Genomic DNA, 14,810 nt, shown 5'->3' with positions numbered 1-14,810 from the left:
CCCGGATCAGCTCTCGCCGCCCGCGTTCCCGCTCGTTCCCGCGCTGACGTCGTGCAGACGGTACTTCTCGATCGCCTGCGCCGAAAGCGAACGATCCACCGTCCCCTCGGCGGCCAGCGCCTGCAGGGTCTTCACGACGATCGACGGCCCGTCGATCTTGAACCACCGGCGTGCGGCCGGGCGCGTGTCGGAGAAGCCGAACCCGTCGGCGCCGAGGGTGTGGAAGTTGTGCTGCACCCACGGACGGATCTGATCCTGCACGGCATGCTCGAAATCGCTGACCGCGATGACCGGGCCGGGCGTCCCCGCCAGCTTGTCGGTGACATAGGCGGTGCGCTGCTCGCCGTCGGGGTGCAGGAAGTTGTGCTCGTCGGCGGCGAGACCGTCGCGGCGCAACTCGCCCCACGAGGTCACCGACCACACGTCGGCTTCGACGCCCCAGTCGTCGCGCAGCAGCTGCTGGGCCTCGAGGGCCCACGGCACGCCGACGCCCGAGGCGAGGATCTGCGCGCGTGCGCCCTCGCCGGTGGCGGGTGCGATGCGGTGGATGCCGCGGACGATGCCCTCGACGTCGACCCCTTCGGGCTCAGCCGGCTGGATCATCGGCTCGTTGTACACGGTGAGGTAGTACATGACGTTGGGGTCGGGGTGGTTCCCGCCGTACATCCGCTCGATTCCCGCCCGCACGATGTGAGCGATCTCGTAGCCGTAGGCCGGGTCGTAGCTGACCACCGCCGGGTTGGTGGACGCCAAGAGCGGCGAGTGCCCGTCGGCGTGCTGGAGGCCCTCGCCTGTCAGCGTCGTCCGACCCGCGGTCGCGCCGATCAGGAAACCCCGCGTCATCTGGTCGCCGGCCGCCCACAGGGCGTCACCGGTGCGCTGGAATCCGAACATCGAGTAGAAGACGTAGACGGGGATCAGCGGCTCGCCGTGCGTGGAGTAAGACGTGCCGGTGCCGGTGAAGGCGGCGAGCGCGCCCGCCTCGTTGATGCCGACGTGGATGATCTGCCCCTGAGGGCTCTCCTTGTAGGCCAGAAGCAGTTCGCGATCGACCGAGGTGTAGTGCTGGCCGTGCGGGTTGTAGATCTTCGCCGTCGGGAAGTACGCGTCCATACCGAACGTGCGGGCCTCGTCGGGGATGATCGGGACGATGCGGTGACCGAAGTCCTTGACCCGCAACAGGTCTTTCAGCAGACGCACGAAGGCCATCGTCGTCGCGACTTCCTGCGTGCCCGATCCCTTCTTGGGCAGGGCGTACGCCTGATCGCCGGGCAGTTCCAACCCGACGTGATGCGTGCGCCGCTCCGGCAGATAACCCGCGAGCGCTCGGCGCCGCTCCTGCAGGTACTGGATGGTCTCGTCCTGCGGGCCGGGGTTGTAGTACGGCGGCAGGTAGGGGTTCTCCTCGAGCTGCGCGTCGCTCACCGGGATGTGCATCGCGTCACGGAAGAGCTTGAGGTCGTCCAGCGTCATCTTCTTCATCTGGTGCGTGGCGTTGCGACCCTCGAAGTGGGGTCCGAGGCCGTACCCCTTGATGGTCTTCGCGAGGATGACGGTGGGCTGACCCTTGTGCTCGGCGGCGGCCTTGAACGCGGCGTAGACCTTGCGGTAGTCGTGCCCGCCCCGCTTGAGGTTCCAGATCTGCTCGTCGCTGTAGTCCTTGACCAGGGCGGCCGCGCGCTCGTCGCGGCCGAAGAAGTGCTCGCGGACGTAAGCGCCGTTCTCGGCCTTATAGGTCTGATAATCACCGTCGGGGGTGACGTTCATCAGGTTCAGCAGGGCGCCCTCGCTGTCGCGGGCGAGCAGGTCGTCCCACTCCCGGCCCCAGATCACCTTGATGACGTTCCAGCCGGCGCCGCGGAAGAAGCTCTCCAGCTCCTGGATGATCTTCCCGTTGCCGCGCACCGGCCCGTCGAGGCGCTGCAGGTTGCAGTTGACGATGAATGTGAGGTTGTCCAGTCCCTCGTTCGCGGCGACCTGAAGCTGCCCACGGCTCTCCACTTCGTCCATCTCGCCGTCGCCGAGGAACGCCCACACGTGGCTGTCGGAGACGTCCTTGATGCCGCGGTTGGTCAGGTACTTGTTCGTCATCGCCTGATAGATGGCGTTGATCGGACCGAGACCCATCGACACCGTCGGGAACTGCCAGAACTCCGGCATGAGGCGGGGGTGCGGGTAGGACGGGATGCCGTTGGGTGCCGCCGACTTCTCCTGGCGGAATCCGTCGAGCTGTGCTTCGGTGAGGCGACCTTCGAGGAAGGCGCGCGCATAGGTGCCCGGTGAGGCGTGGCCCTGGATGAAGATCTGGTCGCCGCCGGAGGGGTGGTCCTGCCCCCGGAAGAAGTGGTTGAAGCCGACCTCGTAGAGCGCTGCCGACGAGGCGTAGGTCGAGATGTGGCCGCCGACGGCGATTCCGGGTCGCTGAGCGCGGTGCACCGTGATGGCGGCGTTCCAGCGGATCCACGCGCGGTAGCGTCGCTCGATCTCCTCGTCGCCGGGGAAGTCGGGCTCGTTCTCGGCCGCGATGGTGTTGATGTAGTCGGTGGTGGGAACCATCGGAACCCCAAGGTGGAGTTCCTTCGACGCCTTCAGCAGGCTGAGCATGATCTCGCGCCCGCGCTGCGGGCCCTTGGCCTGCACCAGCTGCTGAAGCGACTCCTGCCACTCCGACGTCTCTTCCGGATCGCTGTCCTGCGGGCCCTGAGAGTACGGATCCTGGTCGTGAACAGTCACACGAGACCTTTCTTCAGCTGGCAGATCATGCCAGGTATTCACCACGGACGTGCGGCTCGCTTTGTTCGCTCCGCACAACACACCATCGACAAGCCTATCGAGTCCTCGGTGGGCCCTGCCGGGTTCGAACCGACGACATCCACGGTGTAAACGTGGCGCTCTACCAGCTGAGCTAAAGGCCCCTCCCGCTCAGTCTAGAAGGGCGGCGGAGTCGATCACAGCGCACGGAGCCGCTCGAGAAGAGGACCGGCCGCCTCGGCGAGGAAGCGCTCCTGGTGGTCGCCGCCGATCTGCACGAGGGCGACATCGGTGAATCCCGCGTCGATGTAGGGCCGCACGCTCTCGGCGATCCTGTCGAGGTCGGGGCCGCAGGCGATGCCCTCGGCGACGTCCTCGGGTCGGACGAATTGGGTGGCCGCGGCGAAGCTCGCCGGGGTGGGCAGTTCGGAGTTGACCGGCCAGCCCAACCCGAACCACCGGAACTGCTCGTGGGCGCGGGCGATCGCGGCATCCTCGTCAGGATCCCAGGAGATCGGGATCTGGCCGATCTTCCGCGACCCGCTCTCGTGGGCCTCATCCCACCCGGACACGAGTTCCGCCTCGGGTTCGACGGCGATCATGTGATCCACGAGGGGCGCGAACCGCGCGATGGACTTCGGCCCCGACACCGCCGTGGCGAGCGGCACACCGCCGTCGGGAGCATCCCACACGCGAGCGGAGTCGACCCGGAAGTACTGTCCGTCGTAGGTGACGAGATCGCCGCTGTGCAGGGCCCGGATGATCTCGATCGCCTCGACCAGCATGTCCTGGCGCACGTCCACGCCGGGCCATCCCTCGCCGACGACGTGCTCGTTGAGGCTCTCGCCCGACCCGAGTCCCAGCGTGAAGCGGCCGTCGGCGAGTAGCTGCAGCGTGGCCGCCTTCTGCGCGACGACGGCCGGGTGATAGCGCACGGTCGGGCACGTGACGTATGTCATCAGCTCCACCCGCTCCGTCACGGCGGCCACCGCCCCCAGCACGGTCCACGCGTAGGGCGCGTGTCCCTGCGTGGTCAGCCAGGGGGAGTAGTGATCGCTGGAGACTTCGAAGTCGAAGCCGATTTCCTCGGCCAGGCGGGCGTAGCGCACGAGCTCTTTCGGGCCGCTCTGCTCGGTCATCAGGGTGTAGCCGAAGTTCGTCATCGGTGCTCCTCAGGTCTGGTGGCGCCCAGGCTACGGACCCCGGCACCTCCGGCCGAGGCCTTGCGCTGGCGACCCGGATGGGGCAGGGCCCGGCCGACGGTGCGGCTGATGCGGCGGGTAGGTTGGACACGTGAACGCCACTCCTGCCGATCAGCGCCGTCTCCTCGAGGTCTCCGACCTTGATACCCGCATCCGCCAGGCAGATCACGCGCGGCGGAACCCGCCGCAGGCCTCGCGGGTCAAGGAGCTGCTCGCCCGCCGCACCGAACTGACGCAGGAGCTCACCCGCCGCGCCGGTGCGCGCGACGATCTGCGCGCGGAGCTGGCACGGATCGAGTCCGACGTCGCCGTCGTGGATGCACGCCGCGCACGCGACGAAGAGCGCCTGGCGGCGAGTTCGAACTCCCGCGAGGCACAGGGGTTCGAAAGCGAACTCGCCTCCCTCGCCCGCCGCAAGCGCGACCTGGAGGACGCCGAGCTCGAGGTGATGGAGAAGCTCGACGCCGCAGAGGCCGCCGTCGTCGAGCAGGAGGAGCTCATCCGCGCGACGAACGAGGAAGGGGCGCAGCTGAGCGCCGAGGCCAAGCGCGCGGTTGCCGAGGCCGAAGCCTCCCTGACCGCCGCCCGGCGCGACCGTGAGGCCGTCGCAGGATCGATCGCCGCCGACCTGCTGGCGCTCTACGAACGCCTCGCCGCCCGCGGCGTCGGTGCCGGTCTGCTGCGCCGGCAGACCTGCGAGGGCTGCCACATGGTGCTGTCGGGTACGGACGTGCAGCGGATCAGACAGACCCCGGATGACGCGGTGGTGACCTGTCCGGAATGCGGTGGCATCCTCGTCCGCACCGAAGAGTCGGGCGTCTGAGACCCGGAGCCACCCGACGGGTGGAGCCCCACGGATGAGCGCGCCATCGGCCGACGTCGCGTGGGTCGCCCTGGGCACGAGCGCCGACGGGTGGGAGGCGGTCATCCTGACTGCGGCCGGCTCCGAGGGTGAGCGTCGCGTGCTTGCGACGGGCGACGTGGCGACGTGGGTGCGACGGGTGGAGGCCTCCCACGCACCACGGTGGATCTGGTCGGACACCGACGGCATCTATCGACGCCTGCTCGCCGCCGGCGTCCGCGTGGCTCGCTGTCATGATCTGCGCCTCGCCCACGCGATCCTCCGATCGCCCTCCGACGCGCCCCCCGAGCTCGCCGCCCGCGCCGATCCGGGATGGGACGCCCCGCGGACGGCAGCCGAGAGCGAAGACGGCGACACGCTCTTCTCCCTGGAGCCCGGCGCCGGTGCGACGCGGCTGCCGCAGGCGATCGATGCCGTCCTGCGCGAGTTCATGCGGCAGCGGGAGTCGATCGCCGCGAGCGCGTCGCCGGCCTCCCTCCGGCTTCTGCTCGCCGCCGAATCGGCCGGGGCCCTCGCTGCCGCGGAGATGACAGCGGCAGGTCTTCCCTGGGACACCGCGACGCACGATCGCGTCCTCTCGGACATTCTCGGTCCGCGCCCCCGCGGCGATGAGCTGCCGGAGCGGATGCGCCTGCTCGCTGAGGAGGTCCGCGCGGCTCTGGGCGACCCCGCCGTATCGCTCGACTCGCCGCCCAAGCTCCTCCGCGCGCTGCATCGGGTGGGAATACACGTCGAAACGACGAGCCGCTGGGAGCTCGAGCGTCACACTCACCCCGCGATCGGCCCGCTGGTGCACTACAAGCGGATGTCGCGACTGCTCACCGCGAATGGCTGGTCCTGGCTGGACGAATGGGTGCACGACGGGCGATTCCGGCCGATGTACGTTCCCGGTGGCGTCGTCACGGGCAGGTGGGCGTCCTCGGGAGGCGGTGCCCTGCAGATCCCCCGGGTGCTGCGCGATGCCGTGCGCGCAGACCCCGGCTGGTGCCTCGTCGTCGCCGATGTCGCCCAGCTCGAGCCGCGGGTGCTCGCTGCCATGGCCGGTGACCTCTCCCTGGCGGTCGCGGCCCGGGGACGAGACCTCTACGAGGGTGTGGTGGCGACGGGCGCCGTGGCGACGAGGTCGGACGCCAAGATGGCGCTGCTCGGCGCGATGTACGGCGCGACGACGGGGGAGAGCGGGCGCCTCGTGCCGAGACTTCGGCGGTCGTTCCCCCGTGCGATGGCCCTGGTTGACGAAGCGGCCCGGCTGGGGGAGGACGGCGGGGTCGTCCGGACGTGGTGGGGAAGAACCTCCCCGCCACCGAGCCCGGGATGGCGCACGGCGCAGGATCGCGCCAGTGAATCCGACGCGACGATCGCCGAGCAGGAACGGGCCAGACGCAGCGCCCGCGACCGCGGACGGTTCACCCGCAACTTCGTCGTGCAGGGGACTGCCGCCGAGTGGGCCCTGGCCTGGATCGCCGACCTGCGGGGGCGGCTCCACACCCTCGGCGGCGACATCATCGACCCGCCGGCGGTCGCGTCGGGTCCGGTGTTCGACCGACATCCGCACCTTGCGTTCTTCCTACACGACGAGATCATCGTCCACGCCCCGCTCTCACAGGCCGAGGAGGTGGCCGACGCCGTGCGCGCAGCATCCGTCTCGGCCACCCGTCTGCTCTTCGGGGACTTCCCTCTCGATTTCCCCCTCGATCTGCGGATCACCCAGTCTGCGGCGAAGACGTGAACCCCGGGCGGCCGCCGGCCCCGCGCTACACTCGAAAAGCGAATGGGTCGGCTGGACGGTCGCGTCGCGGGCTCGCCCGCGCCGAGGAACGTCCGGGCTCCACAGGGCAGGGCGGTGGGTAACACCCACCCGGAGTGATCCGCGAGACAGTGCCACAGAGAACAGACCGCCGGGGGAGACCCCGGTAAGGGTGAAACGGCGGTGTAAGAGACCACCGGGGTCGTGGTGACACGACCCGCACGGTAAACCTCGCCCGGAGCAAGGCCAGACAGAGGATGCTGACGCGGCTCGCCGAGTCCTCGGGTAGGCCGCTGGAGCGGCACGGCAACGTGTCGCCGAGAGAGATGACCGTCCACGGGGCTCACGCCCCCGGACAGAACCCGGCGTACAGGCCGGCCCATTCGCCTCCGCCGGATCCCCGCAGCCACCGTGGTTCGGAACCCCCTTTCCCGCCATCTTCAGGGCCATGAACCTCGGTGCGAAGATCACGACCGGCGTCGCCGTGCTCGTCGTCGGCGGTCTCGTGGCCCTTGCGGCCCCCGCCGTCACCGCGGTCCATGCCGAGATGTCGTCGTGGGCGATCGTCGCGGGCGCGGAGGAGCCGACATCCTATCGCGCCGGACCGGCATCGAACCAGGTCGATACGACGGGCGAGGAGATGGCCGGCCAGGTCGACACCGGAGACCTGGACGTCCTTCGCCAGATGTTCGCATGACAGCGACGGCGGGGGCCCGGCCGCGGTCGGTTCCGCAGGCCCGGCCCCCAGTCACACGGATCAGTCGGTCATGCCGCAGCGGATCCAGTGCTGAATGGACCACATGACGTTGTACAGATTCAGCGGCGCGACGTCGTAGGTGTCCCAGCGCTGACCGATGCGGGCGGTCCAGTCAGGGATCCGACCGCAGCACAAACGGTGACCGAACAAGCGGAAGAGGGTGTTGCAGAGCACAGCACGCACAGGGGCGTCCCTTCGTCATGGGCGGCCCCGGGATGGGGCTACCGTTGACGGGCGCTCAGGGTCCTCTCCGTCGGCATCATCCCCGTCGGCATCCTCTCAATCGGCCACGGTGACGTCGGCCAGCTGCGGTGCCGCACCGAGCGACAGGGCGGCCGCGCCGATGATCCCCGCATTGTTGCGGTGGGTCGCCGGCACGATCGGCGTCTTGAGCGACAGCAGGTGGAGGAACTTGTCGGCATGCTTGCTCACGCCGCCCCCGACGATGAAGAGATCGGGGCTGAAGAGGAACTGCACGTAGTCGTAGTACCACTGGAGTCGCTCGGCCCACTGCTCCCACGAGAGTTCTTCGCGCTCCATGGCGGAGTACGCGGCGAACGCCTCGGCGTCCTTTCCGTGCTTGGCACGCTGGAGATGACCCAGTTCGGTGTTGGGGATGAGAACACCGCGGTACATCACCGCAGAGCCGATGCCCGTGCCGAGAGTGGTGAGGATCACCAGCCCGTTCTGGTCGCGTGCGGCGCCGTAGCGCATCTCGGCGACCCCTGCGACGTCGGCATCGTTGGCGAAGTAGATGTCGCGCCCGAGTCCCTCCTCGAAGAACTTCTCCGCCTCGAACCCGATCCACTTGTCGGACACGTTCGCGGCCGAGAGCGTCGTGCCGTTCTTCACGATGGCGGGGAAGGCGACGCCGAGCGGGATGGCGTCCTCGCTGATCTCGAGGCGCGACAGGACCTCTTTGACGGCCTCGAGGACGTCGGGCGGCTCCGCGCCCTTCGGAGTGGACACCTTCACCCGATCGGTGAGGAGGGTCCCGTCCTTCAGATCGACCACCGCACCCTTGATGCCGGTGCCGCCGATGTCGATGCCGACGGCACGCGTCGCGTCAGAAGCCATGGCGCAAGCCTATCGACGCCACCGTCGATCGATAGGATCGACCCAGCGGATGATCCGTGGGCGAGCCGAGGAGTCGATGTGGCGAACGACAGCGAGAAGTACTGGTACAACCTGACCACCGGCGAGGTCGAAAAGGGCTTCGAATCGCCCGCCATCGACCGTGCTGGGCCGTTCGACACGGCTGAGGAGGCCGCGAAGGCTCCCGAGGTGCTGCGCGAGCGCTCCCGCGCCTGGGCCGAGGACGAAGCACGCGAGGACGGCTGGGAGAGCCGTCCGGCCGGCACGGACGGCGCGAACTAGTCTGACCTCGGCGCGGTCGGCTCAGGCCCCGCGTCCGCAACACCCCGGCGGAAAGGAACCCATGGACAAGCAGCGGGACTTCGTACTGCGCACGATCGAGGAACGCGGCGTGAAGTTCGTCCGCCTGTGGTTCACCGACGTCATCGGGACGCTGAAGTCGGTGGCGATCGCCCCGGCCGAAGTCGAGGGGGCGTTCTCAGAGGGGCTGGGCTTCGACGGGTCGGCGATCGAGGGTCTCACGCGGTCGTACGAGTCCGACCTGCTGGCCCATCCCGACCCCAGCACCTTCCAGATCCTGCCCTGGCGCGGTGAGATCGACCCCACCGCGCGCATGTTCTGCGACATCACCACGCCCGACGGCCAGCCCGCCGTCGCCGATCCGCGTCACGTGCTCAAGCGTGCGCTGGCGAAAGCCGCTGATGCGGGGTTCACCTTCTACACCCACCCCGAGATCGAGTTCTACCTGCTGAAGTCCTCGTCGTTCGGCACCGAGGGTCCCGAACCGGTCGACTCGGCCGGTTACTTCGACAACGTGCCCGGCGGGACGGCGCATGACTTCCGTCGCCGCTCGGTGCGGATGCTGGAAGACCTGGGGATCTCGGTCGAGTTCAGCCACCACGAGGGCGGTCCCGGCCAGAACGAGATCGACCTCCGATACGCCGATGCCCTCGCCACCGCCGACAACATCATGACGTTCCGCACGGTGATCAAGGAAGTGGCGATCGAGCAGGGCGTGTACGCGACGTTCATGCCCAAGCCCCTCGGCGGTAAGCCCGGAAGCGGGATGCACACGCACATGTCGTTATTCGAGGGCGACGTCAATGCTTTCTACGAAGAAGGAGCGCAGTACCAGCTCTCCAAGATCGGGAGGCAGTTCATCGCCGGACTCCTCCGTCACGCCAACGAGATCTCCGCGGTGACGAACCAGTTCGTCAACTCCTACAAGCGACTGTGGGGTGGCGACGAGGCACCGAGTTTCATCACCTGGGGCCACAACAATCGCTCGGCCCTCGTGCGGGTGCCGCTGTACAAGCCGAACAAGGGTCAGTCCTCACGCGTCGAGTACCGTGCGCTCGATTCGGCGGCCAACCCCTATCTCGCGTACGCGCTCATGCTGGCCGCGGGCCTCAAGGGCATCGAGGAGGGCTACGAGCTGCCTCCCGAAGCCGAGGACAACGTCTGGTCGCTCACCGACGCCGAGCGCCGCGCGCTCGGATACGCCCCGCTCCCGGCGAGCCTGGACCACGCGCTGGAGTACATGGAGGAGTCGGAGCTTGTCGCCGAGACGCTCGGGGAGCAGGTCTTCACGTATGTCCTCCTCAACAAGCGGCGCGAGTGGCAGGAGTACCGCTCGCAGGTGACCCCCTTCGAGCTGAAGAGCAACCTCGAGATGCTCTGACCGGCCCATGAGCACGGGCGAGCGCACGTCGTCTCTCACCGAGCTCGCTCGGCTCGGGTTCAGCGCGCTCTCGGAGAGCGCCGAGCTGTTGGAAGAGCTGGCCGCGGCCATCACGGTACCCCGCTCCGATCTGCTCCGTGCTGCCGCGTCCGCCGCGGATCCGGACGGCGCGCTCCTGGCACTCACACGCATCGCCCGGCGCGATCCGCAGCCGGTGCGCCGGATCCATGCCGACCCACAGGGATGGCGCGCCCTGTGGGCGCTCCTCGGGGCCTCGACGGGGTTCGCAGAGTTCTTCCTGCGACGCCCCGACGAACTGATCCACCTCGTCGACGCCGGGCTCGCCCTCCCGAGCCCGGCATCCCTGCGCGAGGAGATGCTCGAGGCCATCGGCGCCGAGGACGGCTTCGCCGCAGAGGGCACAGAAGAGTCCTGGGTGAGACTGCGGGTACGCTACCGGCGCCTCCTCGCCCAGATCGCGGCGTTCGATCTGCTGCATCCCGAACCGCTCGAGGTGATCCCCGACGTGGCCGCACGCCTCGCGGATGCCGCCGGTGCGGCGCTGGAAGCCTCGCTCGCCGTCGCGCGGACCCGTGTGTCGCGCGGGGCCGCCGGGGCGGGCCTGTTCCCGGTCGAGCAGGTGGCGCGCACGAACCTCGCCGTCATCGGCATGGGGAAGGCCGGGGCACGCGAGCTCAACTATGTCAGCGACGTCGACGTCATCTTCGTCGCCGGCGCCGACGACGACATCATCGAGGAGATCGGCGAGAGCCGCGTCGTCGACATCGCCACTCGGCTCGCCGTCCAGACCATGCGCGGCATCTCGGGCGCCGAGATCGAGCCCCCGCTGTGGGAGGTGGACGCCAACCTGCGCCCGGAGGGCAAGCAGGGTGCGCTGGTGCGCACACTCGGCTCGCACCTGTCGTACTACGAGCGCTGGGCGAAGAGCTGGGAGTTCCAGGCGCTGCTGAAAGCCCGACCGCTGGCGGGAGACGTCGCGCTCGGCGAGGAGTACGTCGCCGCCCTCGCGCCGAAGGTGTGGACGAGCGCGGCGCGCGAGAACTTCGTCGACAGCGTCCAGCGCATGCGTGAGCGGGTCACCGAGCACATCCCCGCCGACGAGGTCGCGGTCCAGATCAAGCTGGGACCCGGTGGCATCCGGGACGTGGAGTTCACCGTCCAGCTGCTCCAGCTGGTCCATGGCCTGAGCGACGACCGGATCCGGCAGCGCGGAACGCTGCCGGCCCTCGAAGCCCTCGCATCGGAGGGCTACATCGGACGCGCCGAAGCATCCGCGTTCTCTCGCGACTACCGCAGGCTCCGTCTGTTGGAACATCGGATGCAGCTGAGGAACCTCCGCCGCACGCATCTCATGCCGCGGGATGCTGACGAGCTGCGCGTGCTGGCACGCGCCACGGGGCTCGCCGAGACGGGGGAGCGGGTGTGGCAGACATGGGAGGCGACCAAGCGCGAGGTCCGCGATATCCACGTCCGCCTGTTCTATCGTCCCCTGCTCTCCGCGGTCGCAAGCCTTCCCGAGGCCGAACGGTCGCTCTCACCGGCGCAGGCTCACGACCGACTGGCGGCGATCGGCTTCACCGATCCTGCCGGGGCGCTGCGCCACATCGGTGCGCTCACGAGCGGACTCAGCCGGAAGGCGACGATCCAACGGCACCTCATGCCGGTGATGATCCGCTGGTTCGCCGACGGCGTCGACCCCGACTACGGGCTGCTTGCCTTCCGCCGCATCAGCGAGCGGCTGGGCGACACTCCGTGGTTCCTCCGCATGCTCCGCGACTCGTCAGGAGCGGCCGAGAGCCTCACCCGCGTACTGTCGGGCTCGCGGTACGTCGGAGAGCTGATGGAGTGGATCCCCGAGTCGGCGGCGTGGCTGGATGACCCTGATCTGCTCCGACCCCGCAGCGGCCTCGCGCTTCAGGAGGAGGCGCGGGCCATCCAGACCCGCCACGAGACCGTCGACGACGCGATGCGAGCCGTGCGGGCGCTTCGACGCCGCGAGCTTCTGCGCACGGCCATGGCGGCGATCGTCGGCACCCTCACGATCGAGGAACTTGCCGATGCCCTGACCACGATCACCGAAGTCACCATCCAGGCGACGCTGCGGGCCGTCCGACGCGACGTTCTCGATCCCGAGGATGAGCCGCTGGATTTCTCGGTGATCGCCATGGGACGGTTCGGCGGAGCCGAGCTCGGGTTCGGCTCGGACGCCGATGTCATGTACGTCTACCGCCCGAACGGGTTGGATCCCGAGCGGGCGGCGCGCAAGGCTCTGCAGCTCGTGGGAGCGCTGCGGCAGTACTCCGAGGATCATCGTGCACCGCTCGACCTCGATGCGGGGCTGCGCCCCGAGGGGCGCAACGGGCCGCTTGCGAGATCGCTGGACGCGTTCGAGGAGTACTACCGCCGCTGGTCGCTGTCGTGGGAGGCCCAGGCGCTCCTGCGCGCCCGAGGCGTGGCAGGCAGCGTCAAACTCATCACCGCGTTCACCGGGCTCGCCAACGAGGTGCGCTACCCCGCATCGCCCGACCCGGCCGGGCTCCGCGAGATCAAGCGGATCAAGGCCCGGGTCGAGAACGAGCGCCTGCCGCAGGGGGCCGATCCGGCACGGCATCTCAAGCTCGGACCCGGCGGCCTCAGCGACGTGGAGTGGCTCGTCCAGCTGCTGCAGCTGCAGTACGCCCACACCGTGCCGGCGTTGCGCACCACCTCGACCACCATCGCGCTGACGGCGGCGAAGGATGCCGGCATCGTTCCCGAGGCGGATGCCGCGCGCCTGTTCGAGGCGTGGCGGCTCGCCAGCCGTCTACGCTCGGCCAACACCCTCCTGTCCGGACAGACGAGCGACGTGCTGCCGACGGACCGGAAGAAGCTGGACGGCATCGGCCGACTGCTGGAGTACCCACCGCGATCGGCGACACAGGTCGAGGAGGACTGGCTGCGCACGGCACGTCGGGCCCGACGAAGCTTCGAGCGACTCTTCTACGGCTGAGCGAGCAGCACGCACGGAAACCCGATCTTGCGCCTGAGAACGATTCAGGCGCATCCTTCAGTCATGACTCGTGAGATCCCCGACGAGGACGTCGTGTTCGCCGAGATCGCCGATCGCCTGCGCGAGCGCTACCCGCAGGCCTCTCCCGACGACATCCGGACAGCTGTGGACAGCGCACGCCAGCACTTCGGCGGCGCGAAAGTGCGCGATTTCGTACCGGTGCTGGTCGAACGCGAGGCGCGGGCTTTCCTCGATCGCTCGCGATAGTCACCGGGCGGCGTCATCGGACCGAACCGCTTCCGGGATAGGGTTTCGGCGTGACGGCCCCACCCGAGACCCCGGCCCCCGATCCGGCGCGGCCGTCTCGTACATCCTGGCTGGCACGCACCTGGGATCGCATCCCCACCGGCTGGTTCGCCGGCATCCTGACGGCGACGTTCCTCGCGGCCACCGCTGCGTTCGGCGGCCTCGCACAGGCCGCCGTCCCTCCGCATCCCGAGCTCGAGGCGGGAGAGACCCACGTCAACGCCCAGTTCGCGCTCACCGTCGAGCGTGCCGTCCTCATCGACGAGCTCCCCGAGGCGGGGATCACCGTCGAGCCCGGTCAGCGTGTGCTGGCGGTGGTCCTCACCGCCGAGAACGTCTGGGATCGGGCACTGCCGTCCGAGGGACTCAGCGGGCTGAGTGCCGGGGTGCGCATCGCCGAGCTGAGGGATGAACCCGCAGCGGCCATCGCGCGCTTCGACGACACCACGTTCTCTCCGTATCTGCAGCCGCGCGTTCCGGCAGAGTTGGTCCTCACCTGGGCGGTCGACCGCGATGCTCTGGCGGACGGCGACGAGATCGAGGTCGTCCTGCGGGATCTCAGTCTCCGCAGGGGCGAGCTCGTCATCGCCGGCGAGTACTGGGAGACGCCCGTCACGGCCGCAACGATGACGCTGGAAGTGACCGATGTCGGTGCCGGCGCAGACGCCGAAGGCGAAGAAGGATGAGGCGGTGGCTGGCCTGGGCGATCGGTCTGACGCTCATGGTGGGGGCCTGGGGTGTCATCCAGATCACCCCCACCCAGGACGACGCCGAGGCCCCGTTCCCGCTCGCCGCGGAGATCGACCGGACCGTGACGGCGCGGGGCTTCGCCGTAGCCGTCACCGACGTACAGCTCGCCTCGAGCGCGGTCGCGGGCGGCTGGTCCGCCGAAGGCACCTGGCTCATCGTCGACCTCGAGGCAGAGGCGACGCGGGAGGAGACCGGCACGAGGCTCGCCCGCGCAGAGCTCACGGTCGACGGTCTCACCTACCGCGCGAGCGAACGGCCGCCGTCGCTGTTCGGCAGCGTGCTGACGCCGGGGATCCCGCGGCAGGGGAGTCTTGCCTTCGAGATCCCGAGCGACGTCGTACGCCGCGCCGCCACGCTCGAGCTGGGGCTGTACGACGACCCGAGGCTCGACAGCGCCGTGACCCTCGACCTGGATCTGGCCTCGCTGGAGCTCCAGGACGAGGTCGAGCTGCTCGAGACGGGATGGGCGAAGCGATGAGACGCGGATGGTGGCGACGCAACGCCCTCGCACTGGGTGCGGTCGCGATTCTGCTCCCGGCTACGGTTCTCATCCCGATGGGGGTCGAGTGGTGGCGCTGGAGTCAGGCCGACCCCGTGTTCCCCACCACGGCCACCGCAGGCGAGAGCATCGACTGGGCCGGAGCGTCCT

General features: G+C 69.1%; 13 protein-coding genes, 1 tRNA gene and 1 other RNA gene. 10 read left to right on the top strand and 5 right to left on the bottom strand.

The window, feature by feature from the left end:
• Nucleotides 1-6 precede the first annotated feature (6 nt).
• The 3 genes from aceE to DT073_RS10190 all read right to left on the bottom strand — a co-directional run bounded on the left by aceE (nucleotide 7) and on the right by DT073_RS10190 (nucleotide 3,914).
• Nucleotides 7-2,733, bottom strand: coding sequence for a pyruvate dehydrogenase (acetyl-transferring), homodimeric type (gene aceE, locus DT073_RS10200; RefSeq protein ID WP_124293291.1), 2,727 nt, complete (start codon nucleotides 2,731-2,733; stop codon nucleotides 7-9).
• 109 nt (nucleotides 2,734-2,842) lie between these two features.
• Nucleotides 2,843-2,915: transfer RNA gene (locus DT073_RS10195), tRNA-Val, on the bottom strand.
• 33 nt (nucleotides 2,916-2,948) lie between these two features.
• Nucleotides 2,949-3,914: an LLM class F420-dependent oxidoreductase gene (locus DT073_RS10190; RefSeq protein WP_124293290.1), complete on the bottom strand. Its 966-nt coding sequence runs from the start codon at nucleotides 3,912-3,914 to the stop codon at nucleotides 2,949-2,951.
• 130 nt (nucleotides 3,915-4,044) lie between these two features.
• On the opposite strand from DT073_RS10190, the gene DT073_RS10185 reads away from it, so the two are divergent.
• The 4 genes from DT073_RS10185 (at nucleotide 4,045) to DT073_RS10170 (ending at nucleotide 7,259) form a co-directional block, all read left to right on the top strand.
• Nucleotides 4,045-4,776: a zinc ribbon domain-containing protein gene (locus tag DT073_RS10185; protein WP_124293289.1), complete on the top strand. Its 732-nt coding sequence runs from the start codon at nucleotides 4,045-4,047 to the stop codon at nucleotides 4,774-4,776.
• A 34-nt stretch (nucleotides 4,777-4,810) separates the two neighbouring features.
• Nucleotides 4,811-6,544: a bifunctional 3'-5' exonuclease/DNA polymerase gene (locus DT073_RS10180; RefSeq protein ID WP_124293288.1), complete on the top strand. Its 1,734-nt coding sequence runs from the start codon at nucleotides 4,811-4,813 to the stop codon at nucleotides 6,542-6,544.
• Between the two features lie 43 nt (nucleotides 6,545-6,587).
• Nucleotides 6,588-6,948, top strand: an RNA gene (gene rnpB, locus DT073_RS10175) — RNase P RNA component class A.
• A gap of 62 nt (nucleotides 6,949-7,010) precedes the next feature.
• Nucleotides 7,011-7,259 (top strand): hypothetical protein, encoded by a 249-nt coding sequence (locus DT073_RS10170; RefSeq protein WP_124293287.1) that lies wholly within the window; start codon nucleotides 7,011-7,013, stop codon nucleotides 7,257-7,259.
• 60 nt (nucleotides 7,260-7,319) lie between these two features.
• On the opposite strand, the gene DT073_RS10165 is transcribed toward DT073_RS10170, so the two are convergent.
• Together DT073_RS10165 and ppgK are read right to left on the bottom strand one after the other, a co-directional pair.
• Nucleotides 7,320-7,502, bottom strand: a complete 183-nt coding sequence (locus DT073_RS10165; protein WP_124293286.1) for a hypothetical protein — start codon at nucleotides 7,500-7,502, stop codon at nucleotides 7,320-7,322.
• Nucleotides 7,503-7,598: 96 nt separating this feature from the next.
• Nucleotides 7,599-8,396 (bottom strand): polyphosphate--glucose phosphotransferase, encoded by a 798-nt coding sequence (ppgK, locus tag DT073_RS10160; protein ID WP_124293285.1) that lies wholly within the window; start codon nucleotides 8,394-8,396, stop codon nucleotides 7,599-7,601.
• A 78-nt stretch (nucleotides 8,397-8,474) separates the two neighbouring features.
• Between ppgK and DT073_RS10155 the strand changes: the two genes are divergently transcribed.
• The 6 genes from DT073_RS10155 (at nucleotide 8,475) to DT073_RS10130 (ending at nucleotide 14,639) form a co-directional block, all read left to right on the top strand.
• Nucleotides 8,475-8,696, top strand: coding sequence for an SPOR domain-containing protein (locus DT073_RS10155; RefSeq protein WP_124293284.1), 222 nt, complete (start codon nucleotides 8,475-8,477; stop codon nucleotides 8,694-8,696).
• Between the two features lie 61 nt (nucleotides 8,697-8,757).
• On the top strand, nucleotides 8,758-10,095 hold the full coding sequence (gene glnA, locus DT073_RS10150) for a type I glutamate--ammonia ligase (protein WP_124293283.1): 1,338 nt from the start codon (nucleotides 8,758-8,760) through the stop codon (nucleotides 10,093-10,095).
• 7 nt (nucleotides 10,096-10,102) lie between these two features.
• The gene (locus DT073_RS10145) at nucleotides 10,103-13,105 is read left to right on the top strand and encodes a bifunctional [glutamine synthetase] adenylyltransferase/[glutamine synthetase]-adenylyl-L-tyrosine phosphorylase (protein WP_124293282.1); all 3,003 of its coding nucleotides are present in this window, start codon (nucleotides 10,103-10,105) and stop codon (nucleotides 13,103-13,105) included.
• A 63-nt stretch (nucleotides 13,106-13,168) separates the two neighbouring features.
• Complete coding sequence (locus tag DT073_RS10140) at nucleotides 13,169-13,372, top strand: three-helix bundle dimerization domain-containing protein (RefSeq protein WP_124293281.1); 204 nt, start codon at nucleotides 13,169-13,171, stop codon at nucleotides 13,370-13,372.
• Between the two features lie 50 nt (nucleotides 13,373-13,422).
• On the top strand, nucleotides 13,423-14,097 hold the full coding sequence (locus DT073_RS10135) for a hypothetical protein (RefSeq protein ID WP_240638573.1): 675 nt from the start codon (nucleotides 13,423-13,425) through the stop codon (nucleotides 14,095-14,097).
• Entirely contained in the window at nucleotides 14,094-14,639 is a 546-nt protein-coding gene (locus tag DT073_RS10130; protein ID WP_124293280.1) for a DUF4352 domain-containing protein, read from the top strand. The genes DT073_RS10135 and DT073_RS10130 overlap by 4 nt, the downstream gene beginning before the upstream one ends.
• Nucleotides 14,640-14,810: the final 171 nt, after the last annotated feature.

Origin of the sequence: Microbacterium sp. ABRD28 (genome assembly GCF_003850245.1) — a bacterium.
Classification (GTDB): Bacteria; Actinomycetota; Actinomycetes; order Actinomycetales; family Microbacteriaceae; genus Microbacterium.
The sequence above is the reverse complement of the archived record's forward strand: the minus strand, read 5'-3'. Positions and strand labels throughout refer to the sequence as shown.